Source organism: Bacillus sp. FSL H8-0516, assembly GCF_038635285.1.
In the GTDB taxonomy this organism is placed as follows: Bacteria; Bacillota; Bacilli; order Bacillales; family Bacillaceae; genus Bacillus; species Bacillus safensis.
Genome location: NZ_CP152051.1, coordinates 1,916,902 through 1,931,894 on the forward strand (window position 1 = coordinate 1,916,902; position 14,993 = coordinate 1,931,894).

General features: G+C 42.2%; 11 protein-coding genes. 3 read left to right on the top strand and 8 right to left on the bottom strand.

What is annotated here, in order from left to right; all coding sequences use genetic code 11:
• Window positions 1-14: 14 nt before the first annotated feature.
• Together proB and proC are read right to left on the bottom strand one after the other, a co-directional pair.
• Complete coding sequence (gene proB, locus MHB67_RS09450; protein WP_024422652.1) at window positions 15-1,133, bottom strand: glutamate 5-kinase; 1,119 nt, start codon at window positions 1,131-1,133, stop codon at window positions 15-17.
• A 27-nt stretch (window positions 1,134-1,160) separates the two neighbouring features.
• The gene (gene proC, locus MHB67_RS09455) at window positions 1,161-2,006 is read right to left on the bottom strand and encodes a pyrroline-5-carboxylate reductase (RefSeq protein ID WP_122630982.1); all 846 of its coding nucleotides are present in this window, start codon (window positions 2,004-2,006) and stop codon (window positions 1,161-1,163) included.
• A gap of 422 nt (window positions 2,007-2,428) precedes the next feature.
• Between proC and MHB67_RS09460 the strand changes: the two genes are divergently transcribed.
• The gene (locus MHB67_RS09460; protein ID WP_342492484.1) at window positions 2,429-3,625 is read left to right on the top strand and encodes a cytochrome P450; all 1,197 of its coding nucleotides are present in this window, start codon (window positions 2,429-2,431) and stop codon (window positions 3,623-3,625) included.
• 130 nt (window positions 3,626-3,755) lie between these two features.
• On the top strand, window positions 3,756-5,798 hold the full coding sequence (locus MHB67_RS09465; RefSeq protein ID WP_342492485.1) for a molybdopterin oxidoreductase family protein: 2,043 nt from the start codon (window positions 3,756-3,758) through the stop codon (window positions 5,796-5,798).
• Between the two features lie 44 nt (window positions 5,799-5,842).
• Here the strand turns inward: MHB67_RS09465 and MHB67_RS09470 are convergent, their stop codons facing one another.
• From MHB67_RS09470 to xylA, 3 genes are all read right to left on the bottom strand, one after another.
• Complete coding sequence (locus MHB67_RS09470) at window positions 5,843-6,529, bottom strand: glycoside hydrolase family 11 protein (RefSeq protein WP_341082008.1); 687 nt, start codon at window positions 6,527-6,529, stop codon at window positions 5,843-5,845.
• Window positions 6,530-6,616: 87 nt separating this feature from the next.
• On the bottom strand, window positions 6,617-8,116 hold the full coding sequence (xylB, locus tag MHB67_RS09475) for a xylulokinase (protein WP_342492486.1): 1,500 nt from the start codon (window positions 8,114-8,116) through the stop codon (window positions 6,617-6,619).
• Window positions 8,117-8,151: 35 nt separating this feature from the next.
• Window positions 8,152-9,489 (bottom strand): xylose isomerase, encoded by a 1,338-nt coding sequence (gene xylA, locus MHB67_RS09480; protein WP_206533775.1) that lies wholly within the window; start codon window positions 9,487-9,489, stop codon window positions 8,152-8,154.
• A 210-nt stretch (window positions 9,490-9,699) separates the two neighbouring features.
• On the opposite strand from xylA, the gene MHB67_RS09485 reads away from it, so the two are divergent.
• Complete coding sequence (locus tag MHB67_RS09485; RefSeq protein WP_024422659.1) at window positions 9,700-10,860, top strand: ROK family transcriptional regulator; 1,161 nt, start codon at window positions 9,700-9,702, stop codon at window positions 10,858-10,860.
• Between the two features lie 46 nt (window positions 10,861-10,906).
• Here the strand turns inward: MHB67_RS09485 and MHB67_RS09490 are convergent, their stop codons facing one another.
• The 3 genes from MHB67_RS09490 to csaA all read right to left on the bottom strand — a co-directional run bounded on the left by MHB67_RS09490 (window position 10,907) and on the right by csaA (window position 14,776).
• On the bottom strand, window positions 10,907-12,514 hold the full coding sequence (locus MHB67_RS09490; protein WP_044332949.1) for a glycoside hydrolase family 43 protein: 1,608 nt from the start codon (window positions 12,512-12,514) through the stop codon (window positions 10,907-10,909).
• A gap of 24 nt (window positions 12,515-12,538) precedes the next feature.
• Window positions 12,539-13,930, bottom strand: coding sequence for an MFS transporter (locus MHB67_RS09495; protein WP_034621364.1), 1,392 nt, complete (start codon window positions 13,928-13,930; stop codon window positions 12,539-12,541).
• A 513-nt stretch (window positions 13,931-14,443) separates the two neighbouring features.
• The gene (csaA, locus tag MHB67_RS09500) at window positions 14,444-14,776 is read right to left on the bottom strand and encodes a chaperone CsaA (RefSeq protein ID WP_034621362.1); all 333 of its coding nucleotides are present in this window, start codon (window positions 14,774-14,776) and stop codon (window positions 14,444-14,446) included.
• Window positions 14,777-14,993 lie beyond the last annotated feature (217 nt).

A 14,993-nucleotide genomic window follows, 5' to 3' on the forward strand; every position in this document is an offset into this window, starting at 1 on the left:
ATTCCTCCCTTTGGTTAACAAACTGGAATGGATAAATCTAAATGACAAACAAATGCTTCAAGATCGACAACATGCACGATTTCATCTTGTAACAAGTCACTCTTACGTGCGAGTTCATCTGATGCATAATTCACAACGCCAAGCCCTATTTCTCTTCCATCTTGATCTAAAATACGGACAACATCGCCTTTTTTAAACGAACCTTTCACATTGACAATCCCATCAGAATCAAGGCTTCCCTCACGGTGCATGAGGAATTCCTGTGTTTTCTCTTGAACCACGATCTCACCCTTTGGTCCTGAATGAAAGGCAATCCACTGCTTCTTATAATTGAGCGGCGCTACATTTTCGTCAGCGGTAAAATAAGTACCGTCCTCTGTCCCATTGATGGCTTTGTCTAAAATGTCAGGCGTATCTGCTTTTCCTAAAAAGCCATTGATCCCTGCGGCCATTGATATTTTAAACGCATCGAGCTTTGATTTCATTCCGCCTGTACCTACGCTGCTGCCTGCGTCTCCAGCAGCTGCTTCGATGTCTTCTGTGATGTCTGTCACTTCGAGAATTCTCTTTGCATTGGGATTTGTATGAGGATTATCTTCATACAAGCCATCAATGTCAGATAAAATGGCAAGGAAATCCGCATCAATGAGTCCAGCTACTTTTGCAGACAATGTATCGTTGTCTCCAAACTTCAACCGATTGATCGTCACTGTATCATTTTCATTAATAATTGGGATGATGCCTCGATCTAATAACACGTTCATTGTGTTACGCACATTTTGATAGCGCGTTTCATCAGAAAAATCACTTCTTGTGATTAAGAGCTGTGAGGCAATATAACCGTGTGATAAAAATAAAGTAGAGTATGATTCCATTAAAAGCCCTTGCCCAATTGAGGCAGATGCCTGCTTTTCCGGCAGTGTTTTGGGTCTATCGATAAATCCTAGTTTTCGGTAACCAGCTGCAACCGCACCAGATGAAACCAAAATGACTTCGTGTCCTTCATCTTTGAGTTTCACAATTTGATTGACGAGGTTTTCTAGTTTTTTCAAACTAATCTCACCTTGAAAGCTAGTAAGAGAGCTGCTTCCGATTTTCACAACAATTCGTTTTCTCTCTTTATCTGCGTACACCTAATCACTCCTGTACCTGAGCTCTATTTATATAGATACTTTTTGTTTTTGCTGATTGCTTATCTCTTTTGATCGATTGGCAGCATGTTTGACAGCCTGCTTGATCGCTTCTCCTCCGCCAAAATCATCTAATGCATTGAGTCCTGCAGCAGTTGTTCCATTTGGTGACGTAATTTTCTCTCTTAGGACAGAAGGATTTTCCTCTGTTTCTTGCAGCATTTTTGCCGCACCGAGGAGTGTCTGCGCGCCAATTTGGCGAGACAATTCCTTTGATAAACCTGCCTCTTCTCCTGCTTCTTCGATTCTTTCCATTAAGAAATAAAAGTAGGCGGGCCCGCTTCCAGCAATTCCAGTGAAAATATCCATTTGCTCTTCCTGAATGGTATAGACTTCACCCATTTCAGATAAAAGAGCCTGGCTTATGCTCATATGGTCGTTTTTCACGTAACGTCCAGCAGATAAAGCAGTCGCTGATGCCCCGATCGTACTTGATGTATTTGGCATGACCCTCATAACAGGCTGGCCTTCGTGCAGCATGTCTTCAATATACGATAGCTTCACACCTGCAAGGACAGACATGATGAGCTGATCTGGCCGAATATGAGGTTTTAATGATTCAAGGGCTGCTTCAGCATCCTTTGGCTTCATGGCCAGGATCAACATATCCATTTCTTCAAAAGGAAATGAATCCATTGCGGCTGTTTGGATTCCGTATCGTTTCGTTAGTTCATTCAATCGAAGTTGATTTTGTCTGTTTGTTGCGTAAATTTGGTCTAGCGGCATCTGTCCTGATCGCACAATCCCTGCAATCATTCCTTCAGCCATAGAACCTGCTCCAATGAAAGCAACTTTCTTTTGATCAATGATATTGATCCTCTCCCTTGTTCGCTTTTTGTTCGTGTTTTTCGCACGTTAGTAATCGTAACATGATGAGAAATCGTGTCAAGAAAGAGCCAGCGCTTTTCAAAAGTCCCGAATGCATAGCCGGCAGCTTGCTACAAGTATGTTAGCCGTGTTTTTCAAATACAGTAATTTAGATCAAAAGAACTATTATCATTTGAATCATAGGACCCTTTCGTTCGACTAGATTCACCATTTTATTTTTGGTTTCGGTGACTTCAATTCTATTTTTTAGAAAGCGCTCTCATTTTAATAACTTTCTATTTTCCTATATAGTGAATGTGCTTGAATCTTTCGATTAGACTATTGACATATTTTAGAAAACATGTCCGTTGAAATGATATTTTACTGGTGATACCGTGAAAGAGAAATCATGTGAAAAAGGAGCGTTCATAATGAAAGTGAAAGAAAACTATGTCAATGTGATTCCAATGAAAGAAATTCGTTCTACCGATGACCTTCTTTTCCCATTCCCTATTTACAATGAGCTGCGTGCAGAAAGTGATATTAGATATGATGAGACAAGAAAGTGCTGGGATCTTTTTCGATATGCGGATATCCAATCTGTTCTAAAGCAGCCTAAAGTATTCTCTTCACAGCGAGGAAGAAGCACGTCTAAAACAAGTATTTTAACGATGGATCCTCCAAAACATACAAAGATGAGAGCGCTTGTGAATAAAGCGTTCACCCCAAAAGCGATCAAACAATTAGAAGATAAGATCAAAGACTTGACACATGATCTATTAAATCAAGTTAAGGATCAACGTACGTTTGATATTGTGCAAGATTTAGCAGCTCCCCTGCCAGTGATGATCATCGCTGAGCTTCTCGGTGCAGAGGTGCAGGATAGAGAGCTGATTAAAAAACATTCTGATGCCCTTGTGGCAGGTGCTAAGGATGAATCAAAAGAAGCCATTCAGGCTGTTATAGATATGCAGAAACGCGCTGAAGAGGAGCTGTCCGTTTATTTTGCTCATTTGATCAAAAAACGAAAAGAAACACCAGCCGATGACTTGATCTCGCTTCTCATTCAAGCAGAAATTGATGGAGAGCGTTTAACGGAAAATGAACTGCTTGGCTTTTGTATTCTACTACTCGTTGCAGGCAATGAGACAACGACCAATTTAATAACCAATGCCGTACGACTGCTGACAGAGCAGCCGCATATCGCTGAATCTGTTCGGCAGGACCCCTCTCTTATTCCTCAATTGACTGAGGAAACGCTGCGGTATTATCCGCCTGTCCAAGCCATTGGCCGAATCGCTGCAGAAGATGTTGAAATTGCAGGTGCGCGCATTGAAAAAGGAGACTATCTCATCAGCTGGGTTGCTTCAGCAAATCGGGATGAACAGAAGTTTGAAGATCCAGATACGTTCCGGCTTGACCGAAAATCAAATCCACATATGAGCTTTGGGTTTGGCATTCACTTTTGTCTCGGTGCACCGCTTGCCCGGCTTGAAAGCAACATTGCGCTTGACGTTTTACTCCATACGTTTCAAGACATCACCTGCGCTACAGATCAGCTAAAACCTATTCAAAGCACGTTTGTTTTTGGGGTAAAAGAATTTCCTGTACAAGTCACCCGTTTTTAAAAGTCCCTTTTCAGGGGCTTTTTTTCATTTTCTTCAATTCATCATCTCTTTCTTACCTTCCTCCTCCGAACATGCTAAAATAAAATCCATACAAAGTGATAACGGAATGCAGAAAGGAAGCCGAAAACTCATGACCGATTATACAGCGATGAAAGACGGAATATTCAAATCAGTTTGTTCGTTAGACTGCCCGGATCAGTGCGGTCTTTTAATACATAAAGAAAATGGAAAGATCGTGAAAGTGCAGGGAGATCCGGACCACCCTGTCACACAAGGAAACATATGCAACAAAGTGCGTAATGTCACAGCCCGTTTATATGATGAAAAAAGACTGACTACTCCTTTAAAACGTGTTGGCCAAAAAGGCGAAGGTCAGTTTACACCGATTACGTGGGAAGAAGCCATTGAAACCATTCGGCAAAAATGGACAAAGCTGATCGAAGAAAAAGGACCAGAAAGCATTCTGCCTTACAGCTTCTATGGAAACATGGGCAATCTCAACGCAGAAGGTATGGACCGCCGCTTTTTTTATCGTCTTGGTTCAAGTCAGTTAGACCGGACGATCTGTCAGTCTGCGGGAACGACTGGCTATAAATATACAATGGGTGCAAGCATTGGGACAGATCCTGAAGACACCATTCATACGAAACTATTTATCTTTTGGGGCATCAACGCCGTATCGACCAATATGCACCAAATCACCTTGGCACAAAAAGCGAGAAAGCAAGGAGCGAAGATCGTTGTAATTGATGTTCACAAGAACCAAACCGGCCGGATGGCAGATTGGTTCATTCCGCTTCGGCCTGGTACTGACAGTGCGCTTGCCCTTGGCATCATGCACGTCCTTTTTAAAGAGGAACGTACAGATGAAGCATTTTTAGAGGATTACACGGTCGGCCATAAAGAGCTGCGCGAGCATGTAAAGCAGTATGATCCAGACACAGTTGAGCGCATCACGGGTGTTCCTAAAGGCGATATCATTACACTTGCAAGAATGTACGCTGAGTCATCGCCCTCTCTGATTCGGATTGGGAATGGTTTGCAGCACCATGATAATGGCGGGATGAGTATTAGAACCATTTCCTGCCTCCCTGCCCTGACTGGTCAATGGCTGCAAAAGGGCGGCGGAGCGATGAAATCAAACTCTTCTTTTCTCAGCTATAATGAAACAGCTCTTCAGCGGCCGGATTTATTAAAAGAACGCACGCCTAGATCATTTAATATGAATCAGCTGGGCAGCGTGCTGACAAGCGCAGAGCCTTCCGTTGATTCTCTCTTTATCTTCTCGTGCAACCCAGCGGTTGTGACACCTGAAGCGAATAAAGTCAGAGAAGGTTTGCTGAGAGAGGACTTATTTACAGTGGTTCATGATTTATTCCTGACAGAAACAGCGGCGTATGCAGACATTGTCTTGCCGGCGACATCAGCCTTTGAAAACGAGGATTTCTATACATCATACTGGCATCATTATATTCAAATTCAGGAGCCCGTAATTGAGCGCTACGGAGAAAGCAAATCCAATACTGAAGTATTCCGCCTGCTTGCCCATGCGATGGGCTTTGAAGATGAAGCCTTCCGCGAGACAGATGCTGAACTGATGGAACAAGCTCTTCATCATGCAGAAAATCCGCATTATGAGGACATTTCATACGAGGCATTAAAAGAAAAGAAATGGATCAAAGCGAAACGTGGACCTTTCGAGGAATTAAAGCTTCAAACCCCAAGCGGGAAAATTGAGCTTTATTCTGAACAAATGAAAAAAGACGGGTATCCAGCACTTCCAACCTATGTGCCCCTTTATCAGGAAAGCGATTATCCGCTTACCTTTATACCGGGACCGAACCATAATTTTCTGAATTCCACCTTCTCACTTCATGAAAAGCATCAAAAGCTTGAGAAATTTCCGAAGCTTCACATGAATGAACAGGATGCAAAGGATAGAAAAATTGAAGATGGTGACATGGTACGTGTGTTGAACGATCGAGGAGAGTGTGAGCTTGTCGTGTCAGTCGGTCAAAATGTATTATCTGGTGTTGTGGTCAGTCAAGGATTATGGGCAGATCAAAAAGGCAAAAAGCATTTAGTGAATGGGTTAACGCCTGATCGATTGGCAGATATGGGCGGCGGCGCGACGTTCTTTTCTGGCAGAGTAGAAGTTGAAAAATTATCATAGAAAAAGTAAAAGCCAGCAAAAACTGCTGGCTTTTTGATAAGCTTTTATCGTCCAATAAACAGCTGGTTGGTCATCACATTCGCACTTCCGCTGCTCTGGTAGCCTTCTACAGTAAATGCTGTTTCATACATTTTGCCCATTGGCATTCCTAAGCTTTCCCATTTATTAAAATGCGCACTGACGGAGACCGTTCCGCTTGTACGTTTTGTTTGACGTACACTCCAATATTGCTTAAAGGTTGCGATCCCGATAATGGAAGGCTGATTGACACGGGTCGTTTCATAAATGTCATATGTGCCTCCATCTGCATAGAATGATCCTTTATACGCTCCTGTTGGACGATATGTGCCCCATGAATCAACAATGTAGTATTCTGCTAATGGAGATTGTGTCCAGCCATAGACACATAAATAGGAATTCCCGCCTGGGTTAAAGTTTGCGTTGTAATTGATGGAGATGTTGCCAAGCTGATGATGAGTTTTAGTGGAATCAAACTTCTTTCCTTTCCGAAATAAAGCATTTCCGATACTGTTCCAGCCTGCAGTAAATGCCCCGCCGTTATTGAGTGTCATTGAGGTGTTTCCATAATCCTTCCATAATTCATAATCGTATCCGCTATGTGTACCCATTTCATTATTATAAATCGTTTTCGCATGAGCTGGCACAGCCGTCAGTGTCAGCACAAATCCAATACACACCACAAACAAAAGCCTCAATCTTTTCAAATTCATTTTCCATCCCTCTCCTTTTTTCATCCGTATTGTTCTGTCATCCCTAAGGTGAAAAACCCATCACCTCCTTTCATGCAGCCTTCTCAGTTAGATGGAACGATACTGCTTTAACCCGGCATGGATATCTTTTGTTTGTGTATAAATCCTTTGATACAAATGAAATAGATCAGCATATACTTCCGCATGCTGCTGCTCTGGTTCATAAACAGCGGCTTGATGGATCAATTGATTAGCACATACTTCAAGTGACGGATACCATCCGCAGCCAACCGCAGCAAGCATGGCTGCACCTAAAGCAGGCCCTTGTTCATTGTCTAACTGGATGACTTCAGCCTGAAAAATGTCTGCTTGCATTTGAAGCCAAGTCCGGCTTCTCGCACCGCCACCAATGGACACAATAGAATCTATGTTTTTTCCTGCCTGCCGGAATAATGTGATAGATTCATTTAGCGAAAAGGTAATTCCCTCTAACACAGCTCTGACAACATGTGCCCTTTCATGCCTGCTGTCTAATCCAATCAAGCTGCCGCGAATGATCGAATCCGCATGAGGTGTTCTTTCCCCGACTAAATAGGGAGTAAAGAGCAATCCTTTCGCTCCTGGCGATACATGAGCCGCACCTTCTAAAAGTGATTGGAACGATTCCTCAGGTGCCAGTAAGTGTTTTGCCCAGTTAAGACTATATCCTGCTGAGAGGGTGACACCCATTGTGTAAAAAGCGTCTTTTTTTGCATGATGAAACAAATGTAAATTCCCTTGAAGCTCCCTTTCATGATCCTCTTCGTAGGAGAGAATCACCCCAGATGTGCCGATGCTGCATAACGTGCGGTCAGAGGACAAGATGCCAGCACCAATTGCTCCGCAAGCATTATCTGCCCCGCCGGCAAAAACCTTCGCGCCGTCTTTCATCCCAACATCACGTGCAATGTGCGGCAAAAGTGTACCAACCTCCGCCTCTGATGTGACAAGCGGCGGGCAAATATGAGGGGAAATATCAAATGCCTGACAAATCTCCTCACTCCACATCTGTTCACCGATATTTAAAAGCAAAGTGCCAGCCGCATCAGAATAATCCATATGGACAGCGCCAGTTAAACGAAATCTGACATAATCTTTTGGGAGTAAAAACATGTCGATTTGCTGATCAATATGTGGTTCATGTTCCTTTACCCATAATAATTTTGGCAGTGTGAATCCTTCTAACGCCTGGTTTTTTGTGATCTTTTGCAGCCGGTCTCCCAGCTTTTTTGTGATGTGTGCACATTGTACTGTCGTTCGTGTATCATTCCATAAAATTGCAGGGCGGAGCACTTCGCGAGATTCATTTAATAGAACTAATCCATGCATCTGGCCGGAAAAGCTGATGCCTTCAACTTGTCTTGAATGAACAGGCTGCTTTGCCATCAGTTCTTTCATCACAGCCATTGTCTGGTTTACCCAATCCTCGGGGTGCTGCTCACAATATCCAGGCTTCTCTTGAATGAGGCGGTACGGCTTAGAGGCTTCACAGCACACCTTCCCGCACTCATCCACTAATATCGCCTTGACCCCGCTCGTTCCAAGATCAATTCCCATCACATATTTCATGTTTTCACTCCTTCAAAACAGGTCAGCCCCTTCAATTAATCTTCTAACAAGTATTGATTTAAACGGGCTTTCAGCTGTTCCTCTCTTCCCGATTCGTTTCTGATCAAAGGATGTTTCAGCGCATATTCTTCTAATGTATGAAAGTTTGCCTTCCCTTCTGAAATGTCACGTCCAATTCCTTCAGAAAAGCTGCGATACCGGTGCTTTATAACATCCTCAAACACACGGTCTTCTATGAGTCTATGAGCGACCCGCAGTCCTTTTGCGAATGCATCCATCCCAGCAATATGAGCATATAAAATATCTTCAAGTTCAAAGGAAGCTCTTCTCACTTTTGCATCAAAATTAAGACCGCCTGCCCCTAGCCCGCCATTTTGCAAAATTTCATACATGGCAAGAGTTGTCGCATACAGATCGGTTGGAAATTCATCTGTGTCCCACCCAAGAAGCGAATTGCCCTGGTTTGCATCAACAGAACCGAGGAGCCCATGTATTCTTGCGACACGTAATTCATGCTCAAACGTATGGCCGGCCAGTGTCGCATGATTGGCCTCGATATTTAATTTAAAATGGGAATCTAATCCGTATTGTTTTAAAAAGGCGATGGATGTCGCTGCATCTGTGTCGTATTGATGAGTGGTTGGCTCCTTTGGCTTTGGTTCGATTAAAAATTGGCCAGTGTACCCAATTTCTTTTGCATAATCAACAGCCATATGCAAGAAAGCCGCCATGTGATCAAGCTCTCTTTTCATATCTGTATTGAGCAGCGTATCGTACCCTTCTCGTCCACCCCAGAAAACATAATTTTCTGCACCAAGTTCTTTGGCGGTTTCGATGCCTTTTTTAACCTGTGCAGCCGCGTAGGCAAAGACATCTGCATGACAAGATGTCGCAGCGCCGTGAACAAATCTAGGGTGCTTAAACATATTAGCTGTGTTCCACAGCAGCTTTACTCCGCTTTGCTTCATGTATTCTTTCATTCTTTCTAAAATGATGTCTAATTGTTGATTCGTCTCTTGAAGCGTCTCTCCCTCTGGCGCAATGTCACGGTCATGGAATGAAAAATACGGAACATCCAATAGGTCAAAAAGCTGAAAAGCGACTTCCAATCTAGCTTTTGCTAAATCCATTCCGCTATAGGAGTCCCATGCTCTTTGCATCGTGCCAGTTCCAAACATGTCTGTTCCATCAGCCGTCAATGTATGCCAATAAGCGACTGAAAAACGCAGGTGGTCTTTCATTGTTTTTCCGCCAATCACTTCGCTTGGATTATAGTATTGAAAAGCGAGTGGATTTTTTGATTGTTTTCCTTCATATTGAATTTTGCCGATTCCTTCTAGACTGTATAATGTTTTCATATTTGATTTAGCCATTCTTCATTCCTCCTGAGTACACTTTGTAAGTTGATACAACAAACTAATGATCAATCTATGAAAAAATCACTTTTAATTTTCCATATTTTTTAGTTTTTTAAAAATATTTTCGTTATAATAAAGTTAAAATCATCTTTCTTATCGAATACATGCGAAAAAAAGCAGCTCTTCTCAACTTAATCTAAAGACGAAACAAATGGAGTGGATAACGTGGATATCGCTGATCAGAACTTTGTCAAAAAAATAAATCAAAAACTATTATTAAAAGAAATTCTCCAGCATGCGCCCATTTCGAGAGCAAAATTATCTGAACGCACTGGATTAAATAAATCGACTGTTTCCTCTCAAGTAAGTACGTTAATGAAAGAACATCTTGTCTATGAAATCGGTCAAGGTGAGTCTAGCGGCGGGAGAAGACCGGTTTTATTGATGTTTAATAAACGTGCTGGCTGTTCCATCGGAATCGATGTCGGCGTTGATTATGTCAATGGCATATTAACTGACCTTGAAGGGTCTATTCTTTACGAAGAGCAGATCAAGCTCCCACCCAGCTCTCCTGAGGTGACGATACGTAAATTAATTGAATTAATACAGCAGCTCATCACACAAATGCCCTCTTCCCCATACGGGCTCATTGGCATTGGCCTATGCATACATGGTTTAGTGGATGCAGGTGAACAAATCGTGTTTACGCCTCATTCAAAATGGAAAAATGTTGATCTGAAAACCACGCTGCAAGAGACATTCCAAGTACCGATCTTCATTGAAAATGAAGCAAATGCCGGTGCATATGGTGAAAAAATCTTTGGTGCCGCTAAACATTATGACCATTTGATCTATGCAAGCATCGGCACTGGCATCGGGATCGGAATCATCATCAATCATCATTTATACAGAGGAGCGTATGGCTTTTCTGGTGAAATGGGACATATGACAATCGATTTTAACGGACCGACATGTAGCTGCGGGAACCGTGGGTGCTGGGAATTGTATGCTTCTGAGAAGGCCTTGTTTCAGTCTCTTCAAACAGATGATCAGCACATCTCCCATCAAGACCTGGAACAGCTGGCCAAGTTAAATGATATGAAAACGCTCAATGCCCTGCGCAACTTTGGCTTTTACCTTGGTGTCGGTCTCACAAACGTCCTGCATACCTTTAACCCGCAAGCCATTATTTTAAGAAACAAAGTGATCGAATCACATCAGGCGGTTCTACATGTGATTAAGGAGGAGGTATCCTCGCGAATGGATACGCAATTCAGCTCACATGTAGAGCTGCTCCCTTCATCATTAGGACACAATGCACCAGTATTGGGGATGACATCTCTTGTCATAGAAGCTTTTCTGCAAGATGCCACCCTCACAACCTAATCTATATATTTTTCAAAAAGAGGCAGCTCGTAGCGAGTTGTCTTTTTTATTCGTCTGTTTCCTCATAGCGAAAATAGTGAAAATCAGCAGGAAGACGCTCGCCGCTCGTATCTTGGCACTGCATACCGACAAATGCCCCTGTAAAAAACCCCCCACCTCGAATAAAATCATCGGATAAATGGATGGATTCAAACGGTACATCAATTTCCTTCCACTCTTTCTGATCAAATGAATAAGAATATTTATATGTCTCTTTCCGAACGGTCACTTTTAAATAGACATAAGTGACCTCGTCAGGAATGATGATTTTATGTGTCAATGGCTGAGAAAAGGCAAGATTTTGACAGACAGATAGTTCAAGCGTGCGGCCAAGTTCCTCATCATATGTCACCTGGAGTGCTGTCCAGTTTTCCGTATTATAATAATTCACAAGACCTGCGGCTTGCTGAAAGTTTTCTGGGAAGAACGAAACAGCTGTCTCTGCTTCAAAATAAAAGCTTTGCCAGCGTCTTGCAACAAATGCTTGGGTAAACTTAGACGTTAAAGATTCGCGGCCGAATAACCTTAAATGCTGAGGTTTCTCTGTTAACGAACCAATCTGATCGGTAAACGGAATTCTTAATGTTTGGAAGTGTCTATTTAGTGTTGATTCTTTAAATTCATCGACTGTATGATAGGTTGGTGCAAAAACCTTTTCTTCGATCTTTGGCGCTTCAACCTCTAGCGTCCCCTCTTTTCCGCCTACAACATAAGGCCAGCCATCCTTCCATTCAAGCTTTTGTATCGCTGTTTCTCTTCCTAAAGGGCACCACCCTCTCTGTTGAAAAATAGATTCCTTGCTTGATTGAATCGGGCGGCCAGTGAGATGAGCGAGATACCATTCATTTGTATGCGTTTGAACGATTGAAGCATGCCCGCATTTTTGAAGCGGATGTTCAGGCACATGGAAGGCACTTAAAATCGGGTTATCAGGATGAACCTCATAAGGCCCTTCAATATGAGAGGACCGGGCGATCGTTGCTGCATGCTCATACCGGGTACCTCCTTCTGCCGTTAATAAATAGTAGTAGTCACCGATACGGTACAGATGCGGCGCTTCTGTCAATTTAATCGGTGTGCCTTTAAAAATGACCTTCCTTTGTCCGATGAGCTTCTTTTCAGCCACACTATATTCCTGCAAGGCAATACCTGCAAACGAATGATGCTTTTCCCTATGATCCCACAGCATATTTAAGACGTATTTCTTCCCGCTGTGATCATGGAATAAAGATGGATCAAAGCCGGAGCTGTTGAGCAGGATCGGTTCACTCCAATCGCCGTCCACCTCGCTTGCCGTGACCAAATAATTATGACCGTCTTTAAATGGGCCATCTACTACTTTGATATCTGAATAAATAAGCCAAAACTGCCCATCAGCATAGCTTAAGCACGGCGCCCATACCCCGCCAGAGTCAGGATTCCCCTTCATATCCAGCTGCGACGTTTTTTGCAATGGACGCGCAGCAAGACGCCAATGGACGAGATCCTTTGAATGATAAATTTGCACCCCTGGAAACCATTCAAATGTAGAGACAGCCATATAATAATCTTCTCCTACACGGCAAATACTTGGATCAGGATTAAACCCTTTGAGCACTGGATTGGTAATCTTCATTGAACTTCCTCCTCTTTCAGAGACCTACATTTTAAAATCGTCCATATGATCGATATACACTTTGTCTCTATTCTCAAGCTCCCGTACGACTTTTTTATGTTTTTCTTCGTCAAGGTTATAAAAATTAATATCCACCATCGCTAAAATCAGTAAGCATACAGGAATCACCGTTGTCGTGATTAAAATGCCAAGTAAAGCTTCTGGTGATTGCATTTGGTTCGCAACATAGCCAAAGCGATCGAGTACAAGCCCTGGCACAATCCCGCCTAATGCCATCCCAAATTTAAAGAAGAATCCGATGATGGCATAGATGAGCCCGCCCATCCTTTTTCCTGTTTTATATTCGCCATATTCAACAGTTTCAGGAATGAGCGCCCACATGTAAGCACCGGCTGTAATACTTCCTGCAGCTGCAACGAGCCTAAAAATCAGTATTAAAGTGATTTGACTCGGCGGTATCACAAGTAATGCAAGAAGACCTACGATATTCAGCAATAATGAATAATTCAGCAGCTTTTTCTTTCCTAACAGCTTGTGCAGTTTTGGAATAAACGGCAGCACCATTAAAGCTGGCAGACTGCCAATGAGTCCGTACCATTTCACTAAATCTTCTCTGCCGAGGTTATACGTCACATAATAGATCCCAACAGAGTTACTGATCGAGTTCACGCCAAAAATAATAATAAAGAAAATGCTTAATACAACAAGCGGACGATTCACACGTAACTGCACAAAGATATCACTGAACTTAATTTTTTCCTCCGGCTTTTGAAGCGTGACACGTTCATTCGTGCTTTTAAAACAGAAAATAAGTAATGCACCGCCAAGAACGCCGAGAAAAGCCATCGTCATCTGCCAGCCGAGGGCTGTATTTCCTGTTTTATCGCTTAAAAAAGTCGCAAGAAAAGGAACAAAAAAAGCAACAACTAGACCTCCGAGATTAGCAAAAAGCATACGAACAGACGTAATACTGACAACCTCTTGGTTATTTCTTGTCATTGCAGATGTTAAAGCACCATAAGGAACATTGATGAATGTGTATGTAAGTGATAAACCAACATACGTGATGTAGGCATAAACGAGTTTACCCATTTCAGAAAGATCAGGTGTTGTAAAGCAAAGGATAGCAAGTACCACAAAAGGAAACGCACCGAATAACAAGTAAGGTCTAAACCTGCCAAAACGGCTGTTCGTTCGATCCACCAATGCACCAATAAACGGATCTGCAAGCGCATCAATGGCGCGGACAACTAAAAACATTGTTCCTGCTGCCGCCGCTGATAAACCATACACATCTGTATAAAAAAATAATAGATACGTAGAGACAGTTGCATAAATTAAGTTACATGCGAAATCTCCTGAAGCATATCCCACTTTTTCAGACATACGAATCTTTTTTAAATTCTCACTTACCATGAGCTTTCTCCCTTCTTCTCTTAGCCTCTTCTAATGAACAGATGATGGAGGGCAGCAACAGTCAATACAAAGAATATAAAGCGCTTTCAATTTGTTGTAAAAATGAAGCTGAACTTCTGATCCTTTCAGCTTAGCCCACATACACAGCAAATGATTTGAATGACGGAATCATCCCCTTTAATGACCGGATCATCACTTGGAATTCATCTTAGTTTATCGACTAAACAAACTAAGATGAATTCATTTTATAAAATCTGATCTGACTTTTCAATATTTTTTGAAAAAATAATCCAAATAATTGATTTCTTGTCATCTTTCTGCTGAAATGACGTGAAAAACTGAAGTAAAGCATTTAATGGTTGCAATTCCGATCACCTCATGCTATATTAATCAAGCGATGAGCTGAATTGTGTAAGTCGGGTAACATGTCTCCTTGAGACACACACGAATGTGGCGTGTGGTTATTCCGCCTCAATACGCAAAAGACATCTTCTCAGGAAGATGTCTTTTTTATTACCCTATTTTTGTTCCATTTTCAACAGGCTCATCTGTGGCTAGTAAAACCACGTCTTCTTTTGACGGCATGCCCCCTAAGACAAGCACTTCTGATTTGAACCCTGCAATTCTTCTTGGCGGAAAATTGACGACTGCTACGATTTGTCTGCCAATAAGACTCTCAGCCGTATAACGTTTTGTCAGCTGAGCACTGGATTGCTTTAGACCAACCTCTTCACCAAAATCAATCTTGAGTTTTAATGCAGGTACTCTTGCCTCTGCAAAGAATTCTGCTTCAATGATCGTCCCAACACGAATATCTAACGCCAAAAACTGTTCAATATCTGCCATCTGATTCTCTCCTCTTCATTCAAGGGTAGGTTCATTTACTAGATTCATCAATTGTTTTTTCATTGTAGCACATTCATTTCGTAAAAAAGTGAGTCAAAAAGCCGATTCACCGCAAAAACTACCCTTTAGTTTACATAATGTTTTTATCGTCATGTATTAAATATTTGCATCCTGAAAATGAATTCAGTAAAATGGCAAATAATCCTACTGCTTCCTC

Coding starts and splice junctions, on each gene's coding strand:
- MHB67_RS09460 (WP_342492484.1), top strand. CDS start 2,429: ATGAAAGTGAAAGAAAACTATGTCAATGTGATTCCAATGAAAGAAATT.
- MHB67_RS09465 (WP_342492485.1), top strand. CDS start 3,756: ATGACCGATTATACAGCGATGAAAGACGGAATATTCAAATCAGTTTGT.
- MHB67_RS09470 (WP_341082008.1), bottom strand. CDS start 6,529: ATGAATTTGAAAAGATTGAGGCTTTTGTTTGTGGTGTGTATTGGATTT.
- xylB (WP_342492486.1), bottom strand. CDS start 8,116: ATGAAATATGTGATGGGAATTGATCTTGGAACGAGCGGGGTCAAGGCG.
- xylA (WP_206533775.1), bottom strand. CDS start 9,489: ATGGCTAAATCAAATATGAAAACATTATACAGTCTAGAAGGAATCGGC.
- MHB67_RS09490 (WP_044332949.1), bottom strand. CDS start 12,514: ATGAAGATTACCAATCCAGTGCTCAAAGGGTTTAATCCTGATCCAAGT.
- MHB67_RS09495 (WP_034621364.1), bottom strand. CDS start 13,930: ATGGTAAGTGAGAATTTAAAAAAGATTCGTATGTCTGAAAAAGTGGGA.
- csaA (WP_034621362.1), bottom strand. CDS start 14,776: ATGGCAGATATTGAACAGTTTTTGGCGTTAGATATTCGTGTTGGGACG.